This window comes from Streptomyces sp. NPDC030799 (assembly GCF_055572255.1).
In genome coordinates, this window is the sequence record NZ_JBVIDS010000007.1 from 321,159 (window position 1) to 347,428 (window position 26,270).

A 26,270-nucleotide genomic window follows, 5' to 3' on the forward strand; every position below is an offset into this window, starting at 1 on the left:
GGTCACAGTGGGGACGTGCTGCTCGGGCGGGACAAGCGGAGGCCCGCCGCACAGACCGCCGGTGCCGCCGATCCGGACCCCGTCGAACGGGCGGGCAACCCGTCCCCGGAGCACCGGGGTGACGGCGTGCGAAGGCCCCGGTTCCCTGGGGAACCGGGGCCCGGTGCAGGGACTCAGCGCACGAACACCCCTGCCTGGCTCGCCAGGTCCAGGAAGTACTGCGGGGCCACACCGAGTACCAGCGTGACCGCGACGCCCACGGCGATCGCCGCCATGGTCAGCGGGGACGGCACGGCCACGGTCGGGCCTTCCGGCTTTGGTTCGCTGAAGAACATCAGCACGATCACGCGGATGTAGAAGAACGCTGCGATCGCCGAGGAGATCACACCGATCACGACCAGCGGTGCTGCACCACCGTCCGCCGCCGCCTTGAACACGGCGAACTTCCCCGCGAAGCCGGAGGTCAGCGGGATACCCGCGAAGGCCAGCAGGAACACCGCGAACACGGCCGCCACCAGCGGCGACCTGCGGCCGAGCCCGGCCCACTTGGACAGGTGGGTCGCTTCGCCGCCCGCGTCACGCACCAGCGTGACCACCGCGAAGGCGCCGATCGTCACGAAGGAGTAGCCGGCCAGGTAGAAGAGGACCGACGAGACGCCGTCCTTCGAGGTGGCGATGACACCCGCGAGGATGAATCCGGCGTGCGCGATGGACGAGTACGCCAGCAGCCGCTTGATGTCGGTCTGCGTGATCGCGACGATCGCACCGCCGAGCATGGTGACGATCGCCACCGCCCACATGACCGGCCGCCAGTCCCAGCGCATGCCCGGCAGAACGACGTACAGGAGGCGCAGCAGCGCTCCGAATGCGGCCACCTTCGTCGCCGCCGCCATGAAGCCGGTCACGGGCGTCGGCGCGCCCTGGTAGACGTCCGGCGTCCACATGTGGAACGGCACCGCGCCCACCTTGAACAGCAGGCCCATCACGATCAGGGCGCTGCCGAGCAGCAGCAGCACGTCGTTGCCCATGGTGTTGGCGAGTGCCGGGTCGACGTTGCTGACCGTGCCGTCGACGACCTGGGCGATGCCCGCGTACGACACGGAGCCGGCGTAGCCGTAGAGCAGGGCGATGCCGAACAGCGTGAACGCGGAGGCGAACGCACCGAGCAGGAAGTACTTGACTGCGGCTTCCTGTGACATCAGCCGCTTGCGGCGGGCCAGCGCGCACAGCAGGTACAGCGGCAGGGAGAAGACCTCCAGGGCCACGAACAGCGTCAGCAGGTCGTTGGCCGAGGGGAACACCAGCATGCCGGCGATGGCGAAGAGCAGCAGCGGGAAGACCTCGGTGGTGGTGAAGCCGGCCTTCACTGCGGCTTTCTCGCTGTCGCTGCCCGGTACGGAGGCGGCCTGGGCGGCGAAGGAGTCGACGCGGTTGCCGTGCGCGGCCGGGTCCAGGCGCCGCTCGGCGAAGGTGAACAGGCCGACCAGGCCGGCCAGCAGGATCGTGCCCTGCAGGAACAGGGACGGGCCGTCGACCGCGATGGCACCCATCGCGGCGATGTGGGCTTTGGTCGTGCCGTAGCCGTCGGCCGCCAGCCCGACCACCGCGGCGAACGCGGCGCACAGGGCGACGACGGACACGAACACCTGCGCGTAGTAGCGGGACCTGCGCGGGAGGAGCGCCTCGATGAGCACTCCGACCAGCGCCGCGCCGACGACGATCAGTGTCGGCGACAATTGTCCGTATTCGATCTTCGGTGCCGGGATCTTCGAGATCGGATCGGCCGCGGTTGTCCACAGGCTGTGGACGGCTGCTGTGCTCACTTGGCCGCCTCCACCTCGGGCTTGGGGTCCTTCTTGTGTACGTCTGACATGGTCTGCTTGACCGCCGGATTGACGATGTCCGTGACGGGCTTCGGATAGACGCCCAGGAAGATCAGCAGGATGATCAGCGGGGCGACGACCACGAGTTCACGCGCGCGCAGGTCGGGCATCGCCGATACCTCGGGTTTCACCGGGCCCGTCATCGTCCGCTGGTACAGGACGAGGGTGTAGAGCGCGGCGAGGACGATGCCGAAGGTGGCGATGATGCCGATCACCGGGTAGCGGGTGAAGGTGCCGACCAGGACCAGGAACTCGCTCACGAACGGGGCGAGGCCGGGCAGGGACAGCGTGGCGAGGCCGCCGATCAGGAAGGTGCCGGCGAGCACCGGGGCCACCTTCTGCACACCTCCGTAGTCGGCGATGAGCCGCGACCCGCGCCGGGAGATCAGGAAGCCGGCCACCAGCATCAGCGCGGCCGTCGAGATGCCGTGGTTGACCATGTAGAGCGTCGCGCCGGACTGACCCTGGCTGGTCATCGCGAAGATGCCCATGATGATGAAGCCGAAGTGCGAGATCGACGCGTAGGCCACCAGGCGCTTGATGTCCCGCTGGCCGACGGCGAGCAGCGCGCCGTAGACGATGCTGATCAGGGCCAGTACGAGGATCACGGGCGTCGCCCACTTGCTGGCCTGGGGGAACAGCTGGAGGCAGAAGCGGAGCATCGCGAAGGTGCCGACCTTGTCGACGACCGCGGTGATGAGGACGGCGACCGGAGCGGTGGCCTCCTGCATGGCGTTGGGCAGCCAGGTGTGCAGCGGCCACAGCGGCGCCTTCACCGCGAAGGCGAAGAAGAAGCCCAGGAACAGCCAGCGTTCGGTGCTCGTCGCCATGTGCAGTGAACCGTTGGCGCGGGCCTGCGCGATCTCCTGGAGGCTGAAGTTCCCGGCCACTACGTAGACGCCGATCACCGCGGCCAGCATGATCAGACCGCCGACCAGGTTGTAGAGCAGGAATTTCACCGCCGCGTACGACCGCTGTGTCGACGCCGCCGCCTCGCCCTGTGCGTGGGCGCGGTCTCCGAAGCCGCCGATGAGGAAGTACATCGGGATGAGCATGGCTTCGAAGAAGATGTAGAAGACGAAGACGTCGGTGGCCTCGAAGGAGATGAGCACCATCGCCTCGACGGCCAGGATCAGCGCGAAGAAACCCTGGGTGGGCCGCCAGCGGCGGCTGCCGGTCTCCAGCGGGTCGGCGTCGTTCCAGCCGGCGAGGATGATGAACGGGATCAGCAGGGCGGTCAGCGCGACCAGCGCCACCGCGATGCCGTCGACACCCAGCTCGTACCGCACCCCGAAGTCCTTGATCCAGGCGTGCGATTCGGTGAGCTGGTAGCGGGCGCCGTCCGGGTCGAAGCGGACCAGGACGGTGATCGCCAGGGCCAGCGTGGCGAGCGAGACGAGCAGCGCCAGCCACTTGGCGGCGGTGCGTCCCGCGGCCGGTACGGCGGCCGTGGCGACGGCCCCGACGGCCGGGAGCGCCGCCGTCGCTGTCAGCAGAGGAAAGGACATCGGTATCAGACCGCCCTCATCAGCAGGGTCGCGGCGACCAGAAGTGCCGCACCGCCGAACATCGAGACCGCGTAGGAGCGGGCGAAGCCGTTCTGGATCCGGCGGAGCCGTCCGGACAGGCCGCCGAAGCCGGCTGCCGTGCCGTTGACGACGCCGTCGACCAGGGTGTGATCGACGTACACCAGGGAGCGTGTGAGGTGTTCGCCGCCGCGTACCAGGACGACGTGGTTGAAGTCGTCCTGCAGCAGGTCGCGGCGGGCCGCGCGGGTGAGCAGGGAGCCGCGCGGGGCGACGACGGGGACGGGCTTGCGGCCGTACTGGGCCCAGGCGATGCCGACGCCGATGACGAGGCAGAGCATGGTCGCGCCGGTGACCGTCCAGGTGCCGACCGGGGAGTTGCCCTCGCTGTGTCCGGTGACCGGCTCGAGCCAGTGCAGGAAGCGGTCGCCGATGCTGAAGAAGCCACCGCCCAGGACGGAGCCGACGGCCAGCACGATCATCGGGATCGTCATGACCTTCGGGGACTCGTGCGGGTGGGGCTCGGCGTGCTCGCCGCGGTGCTCGGCGACGGGCTCGGCGCTCGGTGCCTCCGGGGAGCGAGTGGGTTGGTTCTTCCAACGCTCCTCTCCGAAGAAGGTCATCAGCATCACACGCGTCATGTAGAAAGCGGTGATGGCCGCGCCCAGCAGGGCCGCACCGCCGAGGATCCAGCCCTCGGTGCCGCCCTTGGCGAAGGCCGCCTCGATGATCTTGTCCTTGGAGAAGAACCCGGACAGGCCCGGGAACCCGATGATGGCGAGGTAGCCGAGGCCGAAGGTGACGAAGGTGACCGGCATGTACCTGCGCAGGCCGCCGTACTTGCGCATGTCGACCTCGTCGTTCATGCCGTGCATGACGGAGCCGGCGCCGAGGAACAGCCCGGCCTTGAAGAAGCCGTGCGTCACCAGGTGCATGATCGCGAAGACGTAGCCGATGGGGCCGAGGCCCGCGGCGAGGACCATGTAGCCGATCTGCGACATGGTCGAGCCGGCCAGTGCCTTCTTGATGTCGTCCTTCGCGCAACCGACGATCGCACCGAACAGGAGCGTGACCGCACCGACCACGGTGACCGCGAGCTGAGCGTCGGGCGCCGCGTTGAAGACGGCGCCGGAGCGGACGATGAGGTACACGCCCGCCGTCACCATCGTCGCCGCGTGGATCAGGGCGGAGACCGGGGTCGGGCCCTCCATGGCGTCACCGAGCCAGGACTGCAGCGGCACCTGGGCGGACTTGCCGCAGGCGGCGAGGAGCAGCATGAGGCCGATCGCGGTGAGCTTGCCCTCGGAGGCCTCGGTCGCGTGGCTGAGGACCGGGCCGAAGGCGAAGCTGCCGAAGGTGGTGAACATCAGCATGATCGCGATCGACAGGCCCATGTCGCCGACGCGGTTGACCAGGAAGGCCTTTTTCGCGGCCGTCGCGGCGCTGGGCTTGTGCTGCCAGAAGCCGATCAGCAGATACGAGGCGAGACCGACGCCCTCCCAGCCGACGTACAGCAGCAGGTAGTTGTCGGCGAGGACGAGCAGCAGCATCGCCGCGAGGAACAGGTTCAGGTAGCCGAAGAAGCGGCGGCGCCGCTCGTCGTGCTCCATGTACCCGACCGAGTACAGGTGGATCAGCGAGCCGACGCCGGTGATCAGCAGCACGAACGTCATCGACAGCTGGTCCAGGCGGAAGGTGACGTCCGCCTGGAAGCCGGCCACCGGGACCCAGCTGAACAGGTGCTGCGTCAGCGTGCGGTGTTCGGCCCCCTTGCCCAGCAGGTCGGCGAAGAGGACGACACCGAAGGCGAAGGAGACGAACGAGAGCAGCGTGCCGATCCAGTGGCCGACGGCGTCGAGCCGCCGGCCGCCGACCAGGAGGACGGCCGCTCCGAGCAGGGGCGCCGCGATGAGCAGCGCGATCAGGTTCTCCACGATTCTTCCGACCCCTTACAGCTTCATCAGGCTGGCGTCGTCGACCGAGGCCGAGTGGCGGGTACGGAACAGCGACACGATGATCGCGAGGCCCACCACGACCTCCGCGGCGGCGACGACCATCGTGAAGAAGGCGATGATCTGGCCGTCGAGGTTGCCGTGCATCCGGGAGAAGGTGACGAACGCGAGGTTGCAGGCGTTCAGCATCAGCTCGATGCACATGAAGACCACGATGGCGTTGCGCCGGATCAGTACGCCGGTCGCGCCGATCGTGAACAACAGGGCGGCGAGGTAGAGGTAGTTGACCGGGTTCACTTCGACGCCTCCTCGGGCCGCTTGAACGTCGCCGGTTCGATCGCCGTGCGTTCCAGGCGTTCCTCCGCGCGCTGTTCCAGTGCACGCAGATCGTTGAGCGCCTCCGCGGACACGTCACGGATCTGGCCGCGCTCGCGCAGCGTCTTGTTGACGGTCAGCTCGGACGGGGTGCCGTCGGGGAGCAGGCCCGCGATGTCGACCGCGTTGTGCCGGGCGTAGACACCCGGGGCGGGCAGCGGCGGCAGGTGCGTGCCCTCGCGGACGCGCTGTTCGGACAGCTCGCGCTGGGTCTTGGCGCGCTCGGTGCGCTCGCGGTGGGTGAGCACCATGGCGCCGACGGCGGCCGTGATCAGCAGGGCGCCGGTGATTTCGAAGGCGAAGACGTACTTGGTGAAGATGAGGGAGGCGAGGCCCTCCACATTGCCGTTCGCATTGGCCTGGCCGGCGCCGTCGAACTCTTTCAGGGATGCGTTCCCGATGCCGGTGAGCAGCAGGACGCCGAAGCCGACCCCACACAGAAGGGCCAGCCAGCGCTGGCCCTTGATGGTCTCCTTCAGCGAGTCCGCTGCCGTCACGCCGACGAGCATCACCACGAACAGGAACAGCATCATGATCGCGCCGGTGTAGACGACGATCTGCACGATCCCCAGGAAATAGGCGCCGTTGGCGAGGTAGAACACCGCCAGGACGATCATGGTCCCGGCGAGGCACAGCGCGCTGTGCACGGCCTTCTTCATGAAGACGGTGCACAGGGCGCCGATCACGGCGACCGTGCCGAGGACCCAGAACTGGAAGGCCTCACCGGTGGAGGTGGTGTAGGCGGCGAGGTGCGTCATCATTGGCCGATCACCTTCTCCGAGGCCGGCTCTTCCTCACCGAAGGTCGACGCGGCCTCCTGCGGGACCTCGCCCTTGGAAAGGGCGACCTGGCGGACCGTGCCGGGCGCGGCGTGCGTGACGAGGCCCCGGTAGTAGTCCTGTTCGTCCGTCCCCGGGAAGATCGCGTGCGGTGTGTCGACCATGCCCTCCTCTAGGCCGGCGAGGAGCTGTTCCTTGGTGTAGATGAGGTTGGCGCGGCTGGAGTCGGCCAGTTCGAACTCGTTGGTCATCGTCAGCGCGCGCGTGGGGCACGCCTCGATGCACAGCCCGCACAGGATGCAGCGGGCGTAGTTGATCTGGTAGACGCGGCCGTACCGCTCGCCCGGCGAGTAGCGTTCCTCGTCGGTGTTGTCGGCGCCCTCCACGTAGATGGCGTCGGCGGGGCAGGCCCACGCGCACAGCTCGCAGCCGACGCACTTCTCCAGGCCGTCCGGATGGCGGTTGAGCTGGTGCCGTCCGTGGAACCGCGGAGCCGTGGTCTTCTTCTGCTCCGGATACTGCTCGGTCAGCCGCTTCTTGAACATGGCCTTGAAGGTCACGCCGAAGCCGGCCACGGGGTTCAGGAAACCGGGCTTGGTCTCCTTGGGCTCCTCAGCCATCGGACGCCTCCTTTCCATCCGAAGATCCGTCACTGACAGTGTCCGACCCGCCACTGACAATCAGCTCCCGTCCGCGGTGCGGGCGGCGCCTCGGCACCGGGGGCAGCTCCTGTCCCGGCAGCGGCGGCACGGGGAATCCGCCCGCCATAGGGTCGAATCCGGGCTGCTCGGCGGCGGACCGACCGACCGCCCTGGCCTTCTCGCGGAACATGTCGGCGACGAAGGAGATCAGCAGCAGGGCGAGGACTCCGCCGCCCACATAAAGGGCGATGTCGGCGAAGTCGTAGTGCTCGTTGCGCAGGGCCCGCACGGTCGCCACCAGCATCAGCCAGGTCACGGAGACCGGGATGAGAACCTTCCAGCCGAGCTTCATCAGCTGGTCGTAGCGGACCCGCGGGAGCGTGCCGCGCAGCCAGATGAAGAAGAACAGCAGCAGCTGGACCTTGATGACGAACCACAGCAACGGCCACCAGCCGTGGTTCGCGCCCGCCCAGAAGGAGCTGAGCGGCCAGGGGGCGCGCCAGCCGCCGAGGAACAGGGTGGTCGAGACGGCCGAGACCGTCACCATGTTCACGTACTCGGCGAGCATGAACATCGCGAACTTGATCGACGAGTACTCGGTGTTGAATCCGCCCACCAGGTCGCCCTCGGACTCCGGCATGTCGAAGGGGGCGCGGTTGGTCTCGCCGACCATCGTGACGATGTACAGGATGAAGGAGACCGGCAGCAGCAGGATGTACCAGCGGTCGTGCTGCTGTTCCACGATCCTGGACGTCGACATCGACCCCGAGTAGAGGAACACCGAGGCGAACGCGGCGCCCATGGCGATCTCGTAGGAGATCATCTGCGCGCAGGAGCGCAGGCCACCGAGGAGCGGATAGGTGGATCCAGAACTCCAACCCGCAAGAACGATGCCGTAGATGCCGACGGAGGCGACCGCGAGGATGTAGAGCATCGCGATCGGCAGGTCGGTCAGCTGCATCGTGGTGCGGTGGCCGAAGATCGAGATCTCGTTGCCGGCCGGCCCGAAGGGGATCACCGCGATCGCCATGAAGGCCGGGATGGCCGCGACGATCGGCGCGAGGACGTAGACCACCTTGTCCGCGCGCTTGACGATGATGTCTTCCTTGAGCATCAGCTTCACACCGTCGGCCAGCGACTGGAGCATCCCCCACGGGCCGTGCCGGTTGGGGCCGATGCGCAGCTGCATCCAGGCGACGACCTTGCGCTCCCAGACGATGGAGAACAGCACGGTCACCATCAGGAAGGCGAAGCAGAACACGGCCTTGACGACGACCAGCCACCACGGGTCGCGGCCGAACATCGAGAGGTCTTCAGCTGCGAGGTACGGGCTCATGCCTCCACCTCCTTGGGGGCCTGTTCGGCGAGTGCCGCCGGGCCGATACGGACGAGTGAGCCGGGCTGTGCCCCGGTGCCGGAGGCGACGCCCGCACCGACGGAGTTCAGCGGCAGCCAGACCACCCGGTCGGGCATCTCGGTGATCTGCAGCGGGAGTCCGACGGTGCCGGCGGGGCCGGTGACGGCGAGCACGTCACCGTCCTTGATGCCTGCCTCGGCAGCCGTCGCGGCGGACACGCGCGCGCGTGCGGCGTGCCGGGTACCGGCGAGCGCCTCGTCGCCCTCCTGGAGGACGCCGTGGTCGAGCAGCAGCCGGTGCCCGGCGAGTACGGCCTCGCCGACGGCCGGGCGGGGCAGCGTGCCCGCGGACTCCTGGGGCTCGGCGGCGCGCGGGCCGTCCCAGGAGCCGAGCCGGTCGATCTCCGCGCGCGTGGTGCGCAGATCCGGCAGGCCCAGGTGGACGTCCATGGCGTCGGCCAGCATCTGCAGCACGCGCGCGTCGGTCGGTGCCAGGCGGCGGGTCATCTGCTCCGGCTTGAGGGCCGCCTCGAAGAGACGCACCCTGCCTTCCCAGTTGAGGAAGGTGCCCGCCTTCTCGGCGACCGCGGCGACCGGCAGGACGACGTCGGCGTGCTCGGTGACCTCGCTGGGCCGCAGTTCCAGCGACACCAGGAAGCCGACACTCTCGAGTGCTTCACGCGCGCGTGCCGGGTCGGGCAGGTCGGCGACCTCCACCCCGGCGACCACGAGTGCGGAGAGTTCGCCGGTGGCGGCGGCCTCGACGATGTGGTGCGTGTCGCGGCCGTAGCGCAGCGGGAGTTCGGCGAGCCCCCAGACGGCCGCGACCTCCTCCCGCGCGCGCGGGTCGGTCGCCGGGCGGCCGCCCGGCAGCAGCGACGGCAGTGCACCCACCTCGATGGCGCCCCGCTCACCGGCCCGGCGCGGAATCCACACCAGCTGGGCGCCGGTCGCGGTGGCGGCCCGTACGGCGGCGGTGAGGCCGCCGGCGACCGACGCGAGCCGCTCGCCGACGACGATGACCGCGCCGTCGGTGCGCAGGGCCTCAGCGGCCCGTGTGCCGGGCTCCTCCAGGCCGGCGCCGCTCGCGAGGGCGTCCAGCCACTCGGTCTCGGTGCCCGGCGCGGCCGGCAGCAGGGTGCCGCCCGCCTTCTGCAGGCCCCGGGTCGCGTGCGTGGCCAGCGCGAACACCCGCTGCCTGTGCTTGCGCCAGGCCTTGCGCAGCCGCAGGAAGACGCCGGGCGCCTCCTCCTCCGACTCGAAGCCGACCAGCAGCACGGCCGGAGCCTTCTCCAGAGCGGTGTACGTGACGCCCGTACCGTCGAGGTCGCGGCCGCGTCCGGCCACCCGGGAGGCCAGGAAGTCGGCCTCCTCGCCGCTGTGCACGCGCGCGCGGAAGTCGATGTCGTTCGTGTCGAGCGCCACGCGCGCGAACTTGCTGTAGGCGTAGGCGTCCTCGACGGTCAGGCGGCCGCCGATGAGGACACCGGCACGGGAACGTGCCGCACTCAGTCCGCGCGCGGCCGCCTCCAGCGCCTCCGGCCAGGAGGCCGGCTCCAGGACGCCGTCCGCGTTGCGCACCAGGGGCGTGTCGAGGCGGTCCCTGAGCTGCGCGTACCGGAACGCGAAGCGTCCCTTGTCGCAGATCCACTCCTCGTTGACCTCGGGGTCGTTGGCGGCGAGCCGCCGCATGACCTTGCCGCGCCGGTGGTCGGTGCGGGTGGCGCAGCCGCCGGAGCAGTGCTCGCAGACCGACGGAGAGGAGACGAGGTCGAAGGGGCGGGAGCGGAAACGATAGGCCGCCGAGGTGAGGGCACCGACCGGGCAGATCTGGATGGTGTTGCCGGAGAAGTACGACTCGAACGGGTCGCCCTCGCCGGTGCCGACCTGCTGCAGCGCGCCCCGCTCGACCAGCTCGATCATCGGGTCGCCCGCGATCTGGTTGGAGAACCGGGTGCAGCGGGCGCACAGCACGCACCGCTCGCGGTCGAGCAGCACCTGCGTGGAGATCGGCACGGGCTTTTCGTAGGTCCGCTTCTTGCCGTCGAAGCGGGACTCGGGGTTGCCGTGCGACATCGCCTGGTTCTGCAGCGGGCACTCGCCGCCCTTGTCGCAGACCGGGCAGTCCAGCGGGTGGTTGATGAGCAGCAGCTCCATCACGCCGTGCTGCGCCTTCTCGGCGACCGGCGAGGTGAGCTGGGTCTTCACCACCATGCCGTCGGTGCACGTGATGGTGCAGGAGGCCATGGGTTTGCGCTGGCCCTCGACCTCGACGATGCACTGACGGCAGGCGCCGGCGGGGTCGAGCAGGGGGTGGTCGCAGAACCGGGGGATCTCGATGCCGAGCTGTTCGGCGGCCCGGATGACCAGGGTGCCCTTGGGCACGCTGATCTCGATGCCGTCGATCGTCAGCGTGACGAGGTCTTCCGGCGGGACCGCCGCCTCTCCGCCACCCGCGGGAGCGTTGGTGGTCACGGTCATGCGTTCACCTCCGGGCGGTCCGCCCAGGCCGTCGACTTGGCCGGGTCGAAGGGGCAGCCCCGGCCCGTGATGTGCTGCTCGTACTCCCCGCGGAAGTACTTCAGCGAGGAGAAGATCGGGGAAGCGGCGCCGTCGCCGAGGGCGCAGAAGGACTTGCCGTTGATGTTGTCGGCGATGTCGGCGAGCTTGTCGAGGTCGGACATGACGCCCTTGCCGGCCTCGATGTCCCGCAGCAGCTGCACCAGCCAGTACGTCCCTTCGCGGCACGGTGTGCACTTGCCGCAGGACTCGTGGGCGTAGAACTCGGTCCAGCGGGTCACCGCCCGTACCACGCAGGTCGTCTCGTCGAAGCACTGCAGCGCCTTGGTGCCGAGCATCGAGCCGGCGGCGCCGACGCCCTCGTAGTCCAGGGGGACGTCGAGGTGCTCGTCGGTGAACATCGGTGTCGAGGAGCCGCCCGGCGTCCAGAACTTCAGCCGGTGGCCGGGCCGCATGCCGCCGCTCATGTCGAGGAGCTGGCGGAGCGTGATGCCGAGCGGGGCCTCGTACTGGCCGGGGCTGGCGACGTGGCCGCTGAGCGAGTACAGCGTGAAGCCCGGCGACTTCTCACTGCCCATCGACCTGAACCAGTCTTTCCCGTTGTGCAGGATCGCGGGAACCGACGCGATCGATTCGACGTTGTTCACAACAGTCGGGCAGGCATAGAGCCCTTCGACAGCAGGGAAAGGGGGACGGAGCCGCGGTTGACCACGGCGGCCTTCGAGCGAGTCGAGCAGTGCGGTCTCCTCACCACAGATGTACGCGCCGGCGCCCGCGTGCACGGTGAGCTGGAGGTCGAGCCCGCTGCCCAGGATGTTCTCGCCGAGGTAGCCCGCCGCGTAGGCCTCGCGCACGGCCTCGTGCAACCGCCGCAGAACGGGGACGACTTCACCACGCAGATAGATGAAGGCATGCGACGACCTGATGGCATAGCACGCGATCACAATGCCCTCGATGAGGCTGTGCGGGTTCGCGAAGAGGAGCGGGATGTCCTTGCAGGTCCCGGGCTCCGATTCGTCGGCGTTGACAACTAGATAGTGCGGTTTTCCATCACCCTGCGGAATGAACTGCCACTTCATTCCGGTCGGGAATCCCGCGCCGCCGCGGCCGCGCAGCCCGGACTCCTTGACGTACGCGATCAGGTCGTCCGGTGACATGGCGAGCGCCTTGCGGAGCCCCTCGTACCCCTCGTGCCTCCGGTAGACGTCCAGAGTCCAGGACCGGTCCTCGTCCCAGAAGGCCGACAGCACGGGTGCGAGCAGCTTCTCGGGGCTCGAGTCCTTCAGTTCGGGTGCCACGGTCATCACTCCCCCTCCTCTGCAGTAGGCCCTGCGGGGTGAGCCGGGTCGGAGGCCGATGTCTCCTGCGGCGCGTCATGGGAGCTGAGGTGCTCGGCCGGCGACGGCTCGTGCACCCTGTCCTGCCGTTCCTCCTGCGGACCTCCGCGCGGATGGACCACGCGCGCGGGTGCGGTCTCTCCCCTTGCCAGGCGAAGGCCCACCAGCGACGCCGGTCCCGCACTGCCGCCCTCCTCGACGGCCCCGGGCCGCTCGTCGGGGAAGCCGGCCAGGATCCGCGCGGTCTCCTTGAAGGTGCACAGCCGCGCCCCGCGCGTGGGCTGTACGGGCCGTCCCGCGCGCAGATCGTCGACCAGGCGCTTGGCGCTGCCCGGCGTCTGGTTGTCGAAGAACTCCCAGTTGACCATCACGACCGGGGCGAAGTCGCAGGCCGCGTTGCACTCGATGTGCTCCAGGGTGACCTTGCCGTCGTCGGTGGTCTCGCCGTTGCCGACACCCAGGTGCTCCTGGAGGGTCTCGAAGATCGCGTCTCCGCCCATCACCGCGCACAGCGTGTTGGTGCACACGCCGACCTGGTAGTCACCGGACGGCCGCCGCCGGTACATGGTGTAGAAGGTGGCGACGGCGGTGACCTCGGCCGTGGTCAGGTCCAGCATGTCCGCGCAGAACTGCATTCCGGTGCGCGTGACATGGCCCTCCTCCGACTGCACGAGGTGGAGCAGCGGGAGCAGGGCGGACCGGGAGTCCGGGTAGCGCGCGATGACCTCGCGCGCGTCCGCCTCCAGCCGGGCCCGGACGTCGTCCGGGTACGCGGGCGCGGGCAGTGCGGGCATGCCCAGGCTGACGCCCCGCTCCGAAGAAGAGGTGGTCACCGGTCGACGCCTCCCATCACGGGGTCGATGGACGCGACGGCGACGATGACGTCGGCGACCTGGCCGCCTTCGCACATCGCCGCCATGGCCTGCAGGTTGGTGAAGGACGGGTCGCGGAAGTGGACCCGGTAGGGGCGGGTGCCGCCGTCGGAGACGGCGTGCACGCCGAGTTCGCCCTTGGGGGACTCGACGGCCGCGTACGCCTGTCCCGGCGGGACGCGGAAGCCCTCGGTGACGAGCTTGAAGTGGTGGATCAGGGCCTCCATGGAGGTGCCCATGATCTTCTTGATGTGGTCGAGGGAGTTGCCGAGACCGTCCGGTCCCAGGGCGAGCTGGGCGGGCCAGGCGATCTTCTTGTCGGCGACCATGACCGGGCCGGGCGCGAGCCGGTCCAGGCACTGTTCGACGATGCCGAGCGACTGGCGCATCTCCTCCAGCCGGACCAGGAAGCGGCCGTAGGCGTCGCAGGTGTCGGCGGTCGGGATCTCGAAGTCGTACGTCTCGTAGTCGCAGTACGGCTGTGCCTTGCGCAGGTCGTGCGGCAGGCCGGTGGAGCGCAGGATCGGGCCGGTGGCACCGAGGGCCATGCAGCCGGCCAGGTCGAGGTAGCCGATGTCCTGCATGCGGGCCTTGAAGATGGGGTTCCCGGTGGCGAGCTTGTCGTACTCCGGGAGGTTCTTCTTCATCTTCTTCACGAACTCGCGGATCTGGTCCACCGCGCCGGGCGGCAGGTCCTGGGCGAGTCCGCCGGGCCGGATGTACGCGTGGTTCATCCGGAGGCCCGTGATGAGCTCGTAGAGATCGAGAATCATTTCACGATCACGGAAGCCGTAGATCATGATCGTGGTGGCGCCGAGCTCCATGCCGCCGGTGGCGATGCACACCAGGTGGGAGGACATCCGGTTCAGCTCCATCAGGAGCACCCGGATGATCTTGGCGCGTTCGGTGATGTCGTCCTCGATGCCGAGGAGCTTCTCCACGGCGAGGCAGTAGGCGGTCTCGTTGAAGAACGACGTCAGATAGTCCATGCGCGTGACGAAGGTGGTGCCCTGCGTCCACGTGCGGTACTCGAGGTTCTTCTCGATGCCGGTGTGCAGATAGCCGATGCCGCAGCGGGCCTCGGTGACCGTCTCGCCCTCGATCTCCAGGATCAGACGGAGCACTCCATGGGTGGAGGGGTGCTGGGGACCCATGTTGACGACGATGCGTTCGTCGTCGGCGCGGGTCACGGACTGGACGACCTCGTCCCAGTCGCCACCGGTGACCGTGTAGACGGTGCCCTCGGTGGTTTCCCGGGCGGCTGCTGACTGGGTGCTGCTCACGAGTACGACCTCCGCTGGTCCGGAGCCGGGATCTGGGCGCCCTTGTACTCGACGGGGATGCCGCCGAGGGGGTAGTCCTTGCGCTGCGGGTGGCCCTGCCAGTCGTCGGGCATCATGATCCGGGTCAGGGCCGGGTGACCGTCGAAGACGATCCCGAAGAAGTCGTAGGTCTCGCGCTCGTGCCAGTCGTTGGTCGGGTAGACGGAGACGAGCGACGGGATGTGCGGGTCGGCGTCGGGGGCGCTCACTTCGAGGCGGATCAGCCGGTTGTGGGTGATCGAGCGCAGGTGGTAGACGGCGTGCAGCTCGCGGCCCTTGTCGTGCGGGTAGTGGGTGCCGCTGACGCCGGTGCACAGTTCGAAGCGCAGGGCCGGGTCGTCGCGCAGGGTGCGGGCGACGCGCAGCAGGTGCTCGCGTTCGATGTGGAAGGTGAGCTCGCCGCGGTCGACGACCGTCTTCTCGATGGCGTTGTCGGGGAGGAGTCCCTGTTCCTCCAGGGCGCCCTCCAGTTCGTCGGCGACCTCGTCGAACCAGCCGCCGTAGGGGCGGGTCGCCGGTCCCGGGAGTCGGACCGAGCGGACCAGGCCGCCGTAGCCGGAGGTGTCGCCGCCGTTGTTGGCGCCGAACATGCCGCGCTGGACGCGGATCTCCTCGCCGCCCTGGCCTCGCTGGCCGGGGAGGTTGGAGGCGGAGAGGTCCTTCTCGGGGTTCACCCCGTTCGCGGAGCCGTTCACCCCCTTCGCGGACCCGTTCACGCCGCCCGTGCCGTTGCCGTTCGCGTCGCTCACCGCAGCAGCCCCTTCATCTCGATCGTGGGCAGGGCCTTGAGCGCCGCCTCCTCCGCCTCGCGGGCCGCTTCCTCGGCGTTCACGCCGAGCTTGGCGGACTGGATCTTCTGGTGGAGCTTGAGGATCGCGTCCATCAGCATCTCGGGGCGGGGCGGGCAGCCCGGCAGGTAGATGTCGACCGGGACGATGTGGTCGACGCCCTGGACGATCGCGTAGTTGTTGAACATGCCGCCCGAGGAGGCGCAGACGCCCATGGAGATCACCCATTTCGGGTTGGGCATCTGGTCGTAGACCTGCCTCAGCACCGGCGCCATCTTCTGGCTGACCCGGCCGGCGACGATCATCAGGTCTGCCTGGCGCGGCGAGCCGCGGAAGACCTCCATGCCGAAGCGCGCCAGGTCGTAACGGCCGGCGCCGGTGGTCATCATCTCGATGGCGCAGCAGGCGAGGCCGAAGGTGGCGGGGAAGACGGACGCCTTGCGCACCCAGCCCGCGGCCTGCTCGACGGTGGTCAGCAGGAAGCCGCTCGGCAGCTTTTCTTCGAGTCCCATGTCGTTGAGGCCCCTCAGTCCCATTCCAGGCCGCCGCGCCGCCATACGTACGCGTACGCGACGAAGACGGTGAGCACGAAGAGCAGCATCTCCACGAGCCCGAAGATCCCCAGGGCGTCGAAGGTGACGGCCCAGGGGTAGAGAAAGACGATCTCGATGTCGAAGACGATGAAGAGCATCGCCGTCAGGTAGTACTTGATGGGGAAGCGCCCGCCGCCGGCCGGCGTGGGGGTCGGCTCGATACCGCACTCGTAGGCCTCGAGCTTGGCGCGGTTGTACCGCTTCGGACCGATCAGCGTGGCCATGACCACGGAGAAGATCGCAAAGCCTGCCCCGAGGGCTCCCAGTACGAGGATGGGCGCATACGCGTTCACCGCTCCTCGCTCCTCTCAGTCGGCGCTGACTGCTGGCGGTTGCACTGGTGCACTGCGCTCACTTCCGCCTCACCGGTCCCACGAGCCCCGTCGTCCCGTGCGAAGATCGAGAACATGTGAAGCAGGTCACAAGCCCAGTTGCCACGCATCTTATGCCCGCGACTCTGTGATCTGCGACACGGGGTATTCCACAAGCTTTGTGATCTCCACCACCTGACGAAGGATCATGAAGTCGGATGATGAGTGATCTTCATACGCGAAGCGTTCACTTGATCACCAGAAGTGACATTTTTGCTTGTCATTGCAGGCCGGAGCAGGCGTCTCAATATCAAGAGACTTCCGCTGCATGCAAATTGGCGCTGGACGCGGGGGCCTGGTAGAGGACGGCGTTCACACATCAGAGGGAGGCGCACGTGCAGTATGGACGGAGGGGTGGGCGCGTGCACGCGTTCACGAGCGCCGCGCGCACAGGACGCCGCGCTTCCGGTAACCGTTCCGTGACCTCCGCCACACCGGTGAGGTGCCCCCAAGAACCGGGCTTGGCCAACGACCCCAACCGGTGGTAGGTGGGGGGCAATTCGGACGTAATGATCAAAGACCGTGATCAAGGCCTTGATCACCGAGGTCCGCTATGTCCGTTACGGCGTCAATAAAGAACAACACACCCGGGATTCCCGGCCTCGATTGAGCAACTGTGGCGCAGCCCACGTTTCTTGAAGATATGAAGGAGCCCCTGGTACCGGTTGTTCCCATGTCCCACACCGCTCACATACGCAGCCACCGGAAGCCCCGCCGCAGCGCGTCGACCCTCGCGATGCGGGCCGGAGTTGCCGGTGGCGTCCTCAGCACCCTGGCAGTCGCCGGGGCGTCCGGCTCGGCGAACGCGGCCGAGCCGGTGACGCAGACCCTCGAACTGCCCACCCTGACGGCCGACCTGGCCGCTCAGGCGGCCCAGTCCGCGGACGCCACCCAGCAGGCCGCCGCGAACTACCAGCTGCAGGCCGAGCGTGACGCGGCCGCCGCAAACGCCGCGAAGCAGGCCAAGGCGGACCTCGCCGAGGCGAAGCAGAAGGCGGCCGCGGCCAAGAAGAAGGCCGAGGAGGCCGCCCGCAAGGAGGCCGCCGCGCGCGCCTCCCGCAACGCCGAGCGGACGACGCTCGCCGCCACGACGGACTCCGGCACCTCGACGAGCACCTCGACGGCCACCGGTTCGGCCGCAGCCGTCATCGCCTTCGTCAAGGCGCAGATCGGCAAGGCCTACGTCTCCGGTGCCACCGGCCCGTCGGCGTACGACTGCTCCGGCCTGGTGCAGACGGCGTTCAAGCAGGTCGGGATCAGCCTGCCGCGCGTCTCCCAGGACCAGTCGACGGCCGGCACCCAGGTGTCGCTGAGCAACCTGCAGCCGGGCGACATCCTGTACTGGGGCAGCGCGGGCAGCGCCTACCACGTCGCGGTGTACGTGGGCGACGGCATGTTCGTCGGCGCGCAGAACCCCTCCAGCGGCGTCGGGGAGCACCCGCTGTCGTACGACCCGCCGACCGGCGCCGTGCGGGTGCTCTGAGCACTCCCGCGCCTCTCAACGCGCGTAGGGCCGCAGCCGCTCGGGGGCAGCGGCCCTTGCGCCGTTCCCGGCACGCCCGGGGCGGTGTTCCTGACATGCTCGGCACGGGCCGCCGCCCGGCGGTCCGTCCATGAGCGAAGGGAACCGCGCGATGCCACGCGTGTTCGTACAGGGAAGGCCCGCCGACCACTACCCCCGCCACGCCCCGGAGGCCCGGCGTGGTGCGGTGCGCCGGATCACCGAGGCCGGCGAGGCGGTCCTGCACAAGCCGTGCCGGGACGTCACGGAGTTCGGGCCCGATCTCGCCGCACTCATCGACGACATGTTCCTCACCCTGTATGTCGCCGAGGGAGCGGGACTGGCGGCGAATCAGGTAGGGGTCGATCTCCGGCTGTTCGTGTACGACTGCCCCGACGACGACGGTATCCGGCATGTCGGACACATCGTCAATCCGGTGCTCGAAACGCCCACGCACGGGCGACGGCTGCTGGACGAGGGTGAGGGCTGTCTGTCGGTGCCGGGTGCCGTGATGGCCGTACCGCGGCCGGACAGGGCCGTCGTGCGCGGGCAGGACAAGGACGGCCGGCCGGTCGTCATCGAGGGCACGGGGTACTTCGCGCGCTGCCTCATCCACGAGACGGACCACACCAACGGGTACATCTACCTGGACCGGCTCTCCAAGCGGGAGAAAAAGGACGCGCTGCGGCAGATGGCGGCCCGGCGGGACGAGGTCTTCGCCCGCCGGACCGCCACAGCTGAGGAGCTGAGTCGGGCCTGGCAGAGGGCCCGGGAAGGGCTCACGCCTTCGGAGCCACCTTGCTCAGGCCGTTGATGATGCGGTCCATCGCGTCGCCGCCCGTGGGGTCGGTGAGGTTCGCGAGGAGCTTGAGGGTGAACTTCATCAGCGTCGGATGCGTGAGGCCGCGCTGGGCGGCGATCTGCATGACCTTCGGGTTGCCGATGAGCTTCACGAAGGCGCGGCCGAGGGTGTAGTAGCCGCCGTAGGTGTCCTTGAGGATGCGCGGGTAGCGCTGGAGGGCGATCTCGCGCTGGGCGGGCGTGGCCCGTGCGTGGGCCTGGACGATGACGTCGGCGGCGATCTGGCCGGACTCCATGGCGTAGGCGATGCCCTCGCCGTTGAAGGGGTTCACCAGGCCGCCGGCGTCACCGACGAGCAGCAGCCCGCGCGTGTAGTGCGGCTGGCGGTTGAAGGCCATGGGCAGGGCGGCGCCGCGGATCGGGCCGGTCATGTTCTCGGGGGTGTAGCCCCAGTCCTCGGGCATGGAGGCGCACCAGGCCTTGAGGATCTCGCGCCAGTCCAGCTCCTTGAAGGCGGCGGAGGTGTTCAGCACGCCGAGGCCCACGTTCGACGTGCCGTCGCCCATGCCGAAGATCCAGCCGTAGCCGGGCAGCAGACGGTCCTGGGGACCGCGGCGGTCCCACAGTTCCAGCCAGGACTCCAGGTAGTCGTCGTCGTGGCGGGGGCTCTCGAAATACGTCCGGACCGCGACGCCCATCGGGCGGTCCTCGCGGCGGTGCAGGCCCATCGCCAGGGACAGGCGGGTGGAGTTGCCGTCGGCGGCCACCACCAACGGCGCGTGGAAGGTGGTCTCGCGCTTCTCCTCGCCGAGCTTGGCGGTGACGCCGGTGATACGGCCGGTGCGGTCGTCGACGACCGGGCCGCTCACGTTGCAGCGCTCGTACAGCCGCGCCCCCGCCTTCTGGGCGTTGCGGGCGAGCTGCTCGTCGAAGTCGTCGCGCTTGCGGACCAGTCCGTAGTTCGGGTAGGAGGCGAGATCCGGCCAGTCCAGCTGGAGGCGGACGCCGCCGCCGATGATGCGCAGGCCCTTGTTGCGCAGCCAGCCGGCCTCCTCGGAGATGTCGATGCCCATCGCCACGAGCTGCTTCACCGCACGCGGGGTGAGACCGTCGCCGCAGACCTTCTCACGCGGGAACTCGGTCTTCTCCAGGAGCAGGACGTCAAGGCCGGCCTTGGCGAGGTGGTACGCGGCCGTGGAGCCGGCCGGCCCGGCGCCGACGACGATGACGTCCGCGGTGTTCTCGGAGAAGGGCTCGGGGACTCGCTCGGAGTGGGGCTCGGTCTCGACGGTCACGGCGGGATCTCCCCAAGGTTCGAAATCTGCGTGCCGACCGGCACTGGACATGGGCAGTCTATTCAGCAGAATTGATCACCCGGCTGAAGGGCTGCCCAGTGAACCGACCCCTCCCCGCGGTACGGCTGCGCGTTCCCACTCACGAGGACGCGGTCGCCTGGCACCGGGTCTTCGACGACCCCGAGGTGATGGAGTTCTACGGCGGCAGACCGGCCGCGCTCTCGGTCTACGAGGAACTCACCGCGCGCCAGCGGCGGCACGACGCGGAACTCGGCTTCTGCCTGTGGACTTTGCTGGACGAGGCGGGGGAGGTCATCGGCTTCACCGGGGCGCAGCCGTGGCGGCCCGACTGGGGACCGGTCGGCGAGATCGAGATCGGCTGGCGGCTGGGCCGGGCGCACTGGGGCAAGGGGTATGCCACCGCGGCCGCGCGCGAGACGCTGGAGCGGGTGCGGGCGGCCGGGGTGCCGGAGGTGGTGGCGATGGTCCGGCCGGGCAACGAGCGGTCGGTCGCGGTGACCCGGCGGCTCGGGATGCGGCCGGCGGAGACCTACCCGCACCCCGCACTGCAGGAGTCGGCACTCTGTTTCCGGCTCGCCCTCAACACCCGCGCGGATAACGCAGCGTAGCCATCTGTTACAGAAAGACACCGACTCCTTCCGGCCGGGGCGTACGGGAGTTACCCTTCCAGTACCGCTGGGGGTGACATCTGTGCGTATAACACCCAAAACACCCGAAGTGCGCGTACCACGGCTGGTCGGACTGATGGCCGTGGACGCGCGCGAAACGGCCCGGGCGCGGGGCCTGTTCCTCAACGCGCCGGACCGCCCGGACTTCCACCACACGGTCGTCGACTACGTCGTACGCCAGTACCCGCAGCCCGGCGCCGAGGTGCCGCGGGAGTCGATGGTGTACGTGTGGTTCGACTTCGGTGAGGGAGAGGGCGGCGGAGGCGTGCGCGAGCCACGGATCCCGCGGCCGCCCGCGGGCGGGCTCCAACGTGAACTCGGTGAGCCCGGCGACGCCTTCGAGATGATCAACCGCTGAGCCCGCCGCTCCGGGAAGAGACGGCTCAGCTCTCCTTGAAGCCCCGGTGCAGGGCGACCACGCCGCCGGTGAGGTTGCGCCAGGCCACCTTCGACCAGCCCGCCTTGCGCAGCCTTTCGGCGAGGGCGGGCTGGTCGGGCCAGGCACGGATGGACTCGGCGAGGTAGACGTAGGCGTCCGGGTTCGAGGACACCGCGCGGGCGACCGGCGGCAGGGCACGCATCAGGTACTCGGTGTAGACGGTGCGGAACGGCGCCCACGTCGGGGACGAGAACTCGCAGATCACCACGCGGCCGCCGGGGCGGGTCACCCGGTACATCTCCCGCAGGGCCGCGTCCGTGTCCTGGACGTTGCGCAGACCGAAGGAGATGCTGACGGCGTCGAAGGTGTCGTCCTTGAACGGCAGCTTCGTCGCGTCCCCGGCCGTGAACGGCAGCCAGGTGTGCTTCCTCTTGCCGACCTGGAGCATCCCGACCGAGAAGTCGCAGGGGACGACGTACGCGCCCGTCCGCGCGAAGGGCAGCGAGGAGGTGGCCGTGCCGGCGGCCAGGTCGAGGACCTTCTGCGCGGGGCGCGCGTCGACCGCCTTCGCCACCTCCTTGCGCCAGCGCCGGTCCTGGCCGAGCGACAGCACGTCGTTCGTCAGGTCGTACCGTTCCGCCACGTCGTCGAACATCGAGGCGACTTCGTGCGGCTGCTTGTTCAGGGAAGCGCGGGTCACCCGCCCATTGTGGCAGCAGGGGGTACGGCACCCCGGCAGCGCCCTCGTCCACGCCCGCGCGGCGCACAGCCGGCCGACTAGGTCTGCCTCCGGTGCCCCGGGATCAGCGGCCCCGGTACACCAACCGCCCGCCGATCACGGTTGCCACGCAGGTGCCGGCGCCGCGGCGGACCAGTTCGGCGCGGTCCGCCACGTCGAACACGGCGAAGCGGGCGGGGCCGCCCGGGACGAGCCGCGGCAGCAGGATCAGCGGGGTCGGGGACAGCGCCGCCGGGCCCGGAAGGCGGTCCGGCCGCTGCCCCACCGCGAGCCCGGCCCTGCGCACGGCGTCGACCGCGGCCCGCGAACGCAACTCGCCGGCCACCGCCACCGTGCCGTGTGCCAGCATCCGCTGCACCCCGCGTCGCGCGCTCGCGCCGAGGCGTGCGGGATCGCCGCGGAAGATCTCCCGGGCCCGCGCCCCGCCGATCGGCTCGGTGCCGAGGACGTCGGCCTCGCGGGGGTCGGGGTGGTAGGTGGCCTCCAGCAGCTCCGGGCCGTACGGGTTCAGCAGCCCCGGAGTGAGGATGCCGGGCCAGCGCCGCACCTTGGCCCGGGGCTCGGCGGCGGCCAGTTCTCCGTACGGGCCGACGGCGGCGACGGACGCCCCGTCGACCAGAACCGCCGCCTCGGGAGACCGCTCGGCGACGTGAAGTGTCAGCACCGCACCCCTAGTTCGACGCCAGCAGCTTCAGTTCGGGGTGGGCAGTGCCGCCCTCGATGGCCGTGGAGGAGATGTGGGAGACCACACGGTCGTCCACGGGGTCGTTCGCCGGGTCGTCGTGGACGACGAGGTGCTCGTACGTCGTGGCCCGCTGCGCCGGGACGCGGCCCGCCTTGCGGATCAGGTCGATGATCTCCAGGCGGTTGGAGCGGTGCCTGGCGCCGGCCGAGGAGACGACGTTCTCCTCCAGCATGATGGAGCCGAGGTCGTCCGCGCCGTAGTGCAGGGAGAGCTGGCCGACCTCCTTGCCCGTGGTCAGCCAGGAGCCCTGGATGTGCTGGACGTTGTCGAGGAAGAGGCGGGCGATGGCGATCATGCGGAGATACTCGAAGATCGTCGCCTGCGTCCGGCCCTTCAGGTGGTTGTTCTCGGGCTGGTAGGTGTACGGGATGAACGCGCGGAAGCCGCCCGTACGGTCCTGGACGTCCCGGATCATCCGCAGGTGCTCGATCCGCTCGGCGTTCGTCTCACCCGTGCCCATGAGCATCGTGGACGTCGACTCCACACCCAGCCGGTGCGCGGTCTCCATGATCTCCAGCCAGCGCTCGCCGGACTCCTTGAGGGGCGCGATGGCCTTGCGGGGGCGCTCGGGGAGCAGTTCCGCGCCGGCGCCCGCGAACGAGTCCAGGCCGGCCTCGTGGATCCGGGTGATGGCCTCCTCGACCGACACGCCGGAGATACGGGCCATGTGCTCGACCTCGGAGGCGCCCAGCGAGTGGATGACCAGCTGCGGGAAGGCGTCCTTGATGGCCTTGAAGTGCTTCTCGTAGTACTCGACGCCGTAGTCCGGGTGGTGGCCGCCCTGGAACATGATCTGGGTGCCGCCCAGCTCGACGGTCTCCGCGCAGCGGCGCAGGATGTCGTCGAGGTCGCGGGTCCAGCCCTTTTCCTTGTCCTTGGGGGCCGCGTAGAAGGCGCAGAACTTGCACGCCGTGACGCACACGTTCGTGTAGTTGATGTTCCGCTCGATGATGTACGTCGCGATGTGCTCGGTGCCGGCGTACTTGCGGCGGCGTACGGCGTCGGCGGCGGCGCCCAGCGCGTGCAGCGGGGCGTCGCGGTAGAGGACGAGCGCCTCTTCCGGGGTGATCCGCCCACCGGCTGCGGCACGGTCGAGGACAGACTGGAGGTCGGCCTTCTCGGTCACCAGGGCGTCCCTTTCGTCAAGGGTTGTGGACGGGCTGACTCAGCCTACGCCAGCCCTTTCCCCGCACAGACGTCAGGCCGCGTACGCGCCGATCAGCAGGCCGGTCAAGGCACCGGCCAGCAGGAACGGGCCGAACGGGATCGCCGACTTGCGTCCCGCGCGCCGTACGACGACGAGCGCGCCGCCGTACAGCGCGCCGAACAGGAAACCGGCGAAGGCGCCGAGCAGGACCGTGGACCAGCCGTACCAGCCGAGTACGACGCCCATGCCGACGGCCAGTTTCACGTCGCCGAAGCCCATGCCGGCCGGGTTGATGCGGTACAGCGCGTAGTAGCCGGCGCCGAGCGCGAGGGCTCCGTACAGCGCGGTGAGCCAGTGGCCGGCGTGCTCGGGCAGCAGCGCGGCGAGGCCCAGCAGGGCGAGGGCGGCCGCGGCGAGGGGCAGGGTCAGCGGATCGGGCAGCCGCTGCACCCGGAGGTCGACCACGGCCAGCAGCACCCCGACGGGCGCGAGCAGCAGCCATACCGCCAGTTCCGGCCGGGTGCCGGTGGCGGCGGCGAGAGCGGCGCAGGTCAGGGCGGTGGCGAGGGCGGCAGGGAGTACCTCGGTGCGCTGTCCGTGCCCCCGCCCCTGTACCTGCCCCTCTTCTCCGCACGCGCCGCACCCCGTGCGGCCGATCCAGCCCCGCAGCGGGTGGCCGTCCGGGCAGCGGTCGCGCCACGGCTCACCGGAGGGGACGGCGAAACGGTAGGCGGCGCGGGGCAGCAGCGCGCCCGTCAGAACACCCCACAGCGCGGCGGCGGCCATCAGCGCCCCTGTGCTCATCCGGTTCCGCTCCCCGTCGCGCTCACGGTTCTCATCCGACCTTCGACATCCGGGCCTGCGCGTTGCCCTCGGCCGCGCTGTCCGAAGTGAACTGCAGGTCGTCGCCGACCGGGGTCAGTTCGACCTGGCGCGGACTCGCCACACAGTGCCCGGGGTTGTCCCGTGCGCCCACCGAGGTCGCGAGGATCCGGGACTTCGTCACCTTCTTCAGGGTGAGGACGTCCGTGCACACACCGCCGATCTGGTCGGTGTTCCTCAGCCGTCCCAACTCCTCCCCCACGCTCGCCTGGTGGACGGTGATCCGGAAGGTGCCCGCGGGCAGTCCCAGTTCGCTGCCCTGCCCTTCCCAGGTGCCGAGATAGCGGGCCGGGATCGCACCGGACCGGGAACTCCCGCCGGGGGCACTGCTGACCGCCTCACTCGGCGCCGGGGAGCGGGGGGCGCTGCCCGCGCCCGCGTCACTGTCGTGCTGGAACCAGGGCCGCAGCACCGCGCCGGCCACCAGGGACACCACGGCCAGCGCTCCCGCGACGGCCAGCACCACCGTGCAGCTCAGCCGGCGCCCCCTGCCGCTGTCTGCCGGCGCGGAGGCCGCCGCCAGGCTGACCGAGACCCGGCCGGGCGGCGACGCGTCCCGCGGCGCGGGCACGACGGTCGGCGCCCCGGACGGCACCCCGTCCGCACCGGTCGCGGACTCCGGGCCAGCCCCGGCCGCACCGGTCGCCGGCCCGGAAGGCACCGGCGTGCCAGGGTCCTGCGGGCTCATCACGGGCGCGGGCCCGAAAGCACCGGCCCCGGTGACGGAGTCCGGCTCGGCGGGGGCGGGAGCGGAGGCGGGGCCCGAGCCGGAGTCCGAAGCAGACGCTGACGCAGGCACCGGCGGCCCCGGCACCGCCGGCCGGTCGAAGGCCACCGGCCCCGACCGCACCGTCTCCCCCGTGTCCAGGTTGAGCAGGCGGACGGCGCTGCGGCTGACCTGTTCCACCAGGGGACCCGGCAGCCAGCCGCCGGCGATCAGGCGGGTGGCGCCTTCCGGGGCGAGCCGTCGGCTCACCTCGGCGGGCACCGGCCGGGCCGCCGGGTCCTTGTCCAGGCAGGCCATGGCGACCTCCCGCAACGCGCCGTCGAGCGAGCCCAGTTCGGGCTCCTCGTGGACGACCTTGTAGAGCAGTGCGGCCGAGGAGTCACCGCGGAAGGGCGCTTGCCCGGTGGCCGCGTGGACGAGGACCGCGCCGAGGGAGAAGACGTCGGCGGCGCCCGTGACGCCCTTGCCGAGGATCTGCTCGGGTGACATGTAGCCCGGGGAGCCGACCGAGACACCGGTGGACGTCAGGGACGCCGTGCCGTCCATGGCCCGTGCGATACCGAAGTCGATCAGCAACGGTCCGTCGAGGGTCAGCAGGACGTTCGACGGCTTGACGTCCCGGTGCACGAGCTCCCGTTCGTGCACGGCCGTCAGCGCCTCGGCGAGGCCCGCGCCCAGGGCCCGTACGGTGTGCGCGGGCAGCGGGCCGGTGTCGGTGACGGCCGCGGCGAGGGACGGGCCGGCCGCGTAGGCGGTGGCGACCCAGGGCACCGGGGCGTCCGGGTCCGCGTCCAGGACGGGCGCAGTCCAGGCGCCGCCGACCCGGCGGGCGGCCGCCACCTCGCGCCGGAAGCGGGCGCGGAACTCCTCGTCCAGCGCGAAGTGCGGATGCACGATCTTCACGGCGACCGTACGGCCCCCCGCGCTGCGGCCGAGGTAGACCCGGCCCATGCCACCGGCGCCGAGCCGGCCGAGCAACCGGTAGGGCCCGACGGTGGCCGGCTCGTCCACGTCCAGCGGCTGCATGGCGCGCTCCCCCCAACGCCTCCG

24 protein-coding genes are annotated in these 26,270 nt (G+C 69.9%); 4 read left to right on the forward strand and 20 right to left on the reverse strand.

What is annotated here, in order from left to right; genetic code table 11:
* Positions 1–173: 173 nt before the first annotated feature.
* From nuoN to ACZ41I_RS20135, 14 genes are read right to left on the reverse strand one after another with little or no spacing between them, the layout of a single operon-like run.
* Positions 174–1,823: an NADH-quinone oxidoreductase subunit NuoN gene (gene nuoN / locus ACZ41I_RS20070; RefSeq protein WP_363214209.1), complete on the reverse strand. Its 1,650-nt coding sequence runs from the start codon at positions 1,821–1,823 to the stop codon at positions 174–176.
* Positions 1,820–3,391, reverse strand: a complete 1,572-nt coding sequence (locus ACZ41I_RS20075; protein ID WP_468514698.1) for an NADH-quinone oxidoreductase subunit M — start codon at positions 3,389–3,391, stop codon at positions 1,820–1,822. Before ACZ41I_RS20075 ends, nuoN begins: the two co-directional genes overlap by 4 nt.
* A gap of 5 nt (positions 3,392–3,396) precedes the next feature.
* A complete protein-coding gene (gene nuoL / locus ACZ41I_RS20080; RefSeq protein WP_468514699.1) occupies positions 3,397–5,343 on the reverse strand; it encodes an NADH-quinone oxidoreductase subunit L in 1,947 nt (648 codons plus the stop codon).
* A gap of 15 nt (positions 5,344–5,358) precedes the next feature.
* Positions 5,359–5,658 carry an NADH-quinone oxidoreductase subunit NuoK gene (gene nuoK, locus ACZ41I_RS20085; protein ID WP_023547474.1) on the reverse strand — a complete coding sequence of 100 codons (300 nt, stop codon included), beginning with the start codon at positions 5,656–5,658 and terminating at the stop codon, positions 5,359–5,361.
* Complete coding sequence (locus ACZ41I_RS20090) at positions 5,655–6,497, reverse strand: NADH-quinone oxidoreductase subunit J (protein WP_363214212.1); 843 nt, start codon at positions 6,495–6,497, stop codon at positions 5,655–5,657. Before ACZ41I_RS20090 ends, nuoK begins: the two co-directional genes overlap by 4 nt.
* Positions 6,494–7,135, reverse strand: a complete 642-nt coding sequence (gene nuoI, locus ACZ41I_RS20095; protein WP_468514700.1) for an NADH-quinone oxidoreductase subunit NuoI — start codon at positions 7,133–7,135, stop codon at positions 6,494–6,496. The genes ACZ41I_RS20090 and nuoI overlap by 4 nt, the downstream gene beginning before the upstream one ends.
* Entirely contained in the window at positions 7,128–8,492 is a 1,365-nt protein-coding gene (gene nuoH / locus ACZ41I_RS20100) for an NADH-quinone oxidoreductase subunit NuoH (protein ID WP_399774802.1), read from the reverse strand. Before nuoH ends, nuoI begins: the two co-directional genes overlap by 8 nt.
* A complete protein-coding gene (locus tag ACZ41I_RS20105) occupies positions 8,489–10,993 on the reverse strand; it encodes an NADH-quinone oxidoreductase subunit G (RefSeq protein ID WP_399774799.1) in 2,505 nt (834 codons plus the stop codon). The genes nuoH and ACZ41I_RS20105 overlap by 4 nt, the downstream gene beginning before the upstream one ends.
* Positions 10,990–12,339: an NADH-quinone oxidoreductase subunit NuoF gene (gene nuoF / locus ACZ41I_RS20110; RefSeq protein ID WP_399774797.1), complete on the reverse strand. Its 1,350-nt coding sequence runs from the start codon at positions 12,337–12,339 to the stop codon at positions 10,990–10,992. The genes ACZ41I_RS20105 and nuoF overlap by 4 nt, the downstream gene beginning before the upstream one ends.
* Complete coding sequence (gene nuoE / locus ACZ41I_RS20115) at positions 12,336–13,202, reverse strand: NADH-quinone oxidoreductase subunit NuoE (RefSeq protein WP_363214216.1); 867 nt, start codon at positions 13,200–13,202, stop codon at positions 12,336–12,338. Before nuoE ends, nuoF begins: the two co-directional genes overlap by 4 nt.
* A complete protein-coding gene (locus ACZ41I_RS20120; RefSeq protein ID WP_399774794.1) occupies positions 13,199–14,524 on the reverse strand; it encodes an NADH-quinone oxidoreductase subunit D in 1,326 nt (441 codons plus the stop codon). Before ACZ41I_RS20120 ends, nuoE begins: the two co-directional genes overlap by 4 nt.
* Entirely contained in the window at positions 14,521–15,312 is a 792-nt protein-coding gene (locus tag ACZ41I_RS20125; protein WP_399774792.1) for an NADH-quinone oxidoreductase subunit C, read from the reverse strand. The genes ACZ41I_RS20120 and ACZ41I_RS20125 overlap by 4 nt, the downstream gene beginning before the upstream one ends.
* Entirely contained in the window at positions 15,309–15,863 is a 555-nt protein-coding gene (locus tag ACZ41I_RS20130; RefSeq protein ID WP_143628055.1) for a NuoB/complex I 20 kDa subunit family protein, read from the reverse strand. The genes ACZ41I_RS20125 and ACZ41I_RS20130 overlap by 4 nt, the downstream gene beginning before the upstream one ends.
* A gap of 14 nt (positions 15,864–15,877) precedes the next feature.
* Positions 15,878–16,237: an NADH-quinone oxidoreductase subunit A gene (locus ACZ41I_RS20135; protein WP_003992243.1), complete on the reverse strand. Its 360-nt coding sequence runs from the start codon at positions 16,235–16,237 to the stop codon at positions 15,878–15,880.
* 751 nt (positions 16,238–16,988) lie between these two features.
* On the opposite strand from ACZ41I_RS20135, the gene ACZ41I_RS20140 reads away from it, so the two are divergent.
* Together ACZ41I_RS20140 and def are read left to right on the forward strand one after the other, a co-directional pair.
* The gene (locus ACZ41I_RS20140; protein WP_363214219.1) at positions 16,989–17,798 is read left to right on the forward strand and encodes a C40 family peptidase; all 810 of its coding nucleotides are present in this window, start codon (positions 16,989–16,991) and stop codon (positions 17,796–17,798) included.
* A 151-nt stretch (positions 17,799–17,949) separates the two neighbouring features.
* A complete protein-coding gene (gene def, locus ACZ41I_RS20145) occupies positions 17,950–18,630 on the forward strand; it encodes a peptide deformylase (protein WP_468514751.1) in 681 nt (226 codons plus the stop codon).
* Here the strand turns inward: def and ACZ41I_RS20150 are convergent.
* Positions 18,596–19,912 carry a geranylgeranyl reductase family protein gene (locus ACZ41I_RS20150; protein ID WP_363214221.1) on the reverse strand — a complete coding sequence of 439 codons (1,317 nt, stop codon included), beginning with the start codon at positions 19,910–19,912 and terminating at the stop codon, positions 18,596–18,598. The genes def and ACZ41I_RS20150 overlap by 35 nt on opposite strands.
* A gap of 98 nt (positions 19,913–20,010) precedes the next feature.
* Here ACZ41I_RS20150 and ACZ41I_RS20155 point away from each other — a divergent pair, with 98 nt between their 5' ends.
* Positions 20,011–20,541 carry a GNAT family N-acetyltransferase gene (locus ACZ41I_RS20155; RefSeq protein ID WP_468514701.1) on the forward strand — a complete coding sequence of 177 codons (531 nt, stop codon included), beginning with the start codon at positions 20,011–20,013 and terminating at the stop codon, positions 20,539–20,541.
* Between the two features lie 109 nt (positions 20,542–20,650).
* Entirely contained in the window at positions 20,651–20,959 is a 309-nt protein-coding gene (locus tag ACZ41I_RS20160) for a PASTA domain-containing protein (RefSeq protein ID WP_363214223.1), read from the forward strand.
* 25 nt (positions 20,960–20,984) lie between these two features.
* Here the strand turns inward: ACZ41I_RS20160 and ACZ41I_RS20165 are convergent, their stop codons facing one another.
* The 5 genes from ACZ41I_RS20165 to ACZ41I_RS20185 form a co-directional block, all read right to left on the reverse strand.
* Entirely contained in the window at positions 20,985–21,680 is a 696-nt protein-coding gene (locus ACZ41I_RS20165) for a demethylmenaquinone methyltransferase (protein ID WP_468514702.1), read from the reverse strand.
* A gap of 103 nt (positions 21,681–21,783) precedes the next feature.
* Complete coding sequence (locus ACZ41I_RS20170; RefSeq protein WP_399774777.1) at positions 21,784–22,383, reverse strand: hypothetical protein; 600 nt, start codon at positions 22,381–22,383, stop codon at positions 21,784–21,786.
* Positions 22,384–22,390: 7 nt separating this feature from the next.
* The gene (mqnC, locus tag ACZ41I_RS20175; protein WP_468514703.1) at positions 22,391–23,590 is read right to left on the reverse strand and encodes a cyclic dehypoxanthinyl futalosine synthase; all 1,200 of its coding nucleotides are present in this window, start codon (positions 23,588–23,590) and stop codon (positions 22,391–22,393) included.
* Positions 23,591–23,662: 72 nt separating this feature from the next.
* Positions 23,663–24,415: a prepilin peptidase gene (locus tag ACZ41I_RS20180; RefSeq protein ID WP_399774775.1), complete on the reverse strand. Its 753-nt coding sequence runs from the start codon at positions 24,413–24,415 to the stop codon at positions 23,663–23,665.
* Between the two features lie 31 nt (positions 24,416–24,446).
* The gene (locus ACZ41I_RS20185) at positions 24,447–26,246 is read right to left on the reverse strand and encodes a serine/threonine-protein kinase (RefSeq protein WP_468514704.1); all 1,800 of its coding nucleotides are present in this window, start codon (positions 26,244–26,246) and stop codon (positions 24,447–24,449) included.
* Positions 26,247–26,270 lie beyond the last annotated feature (24 nt).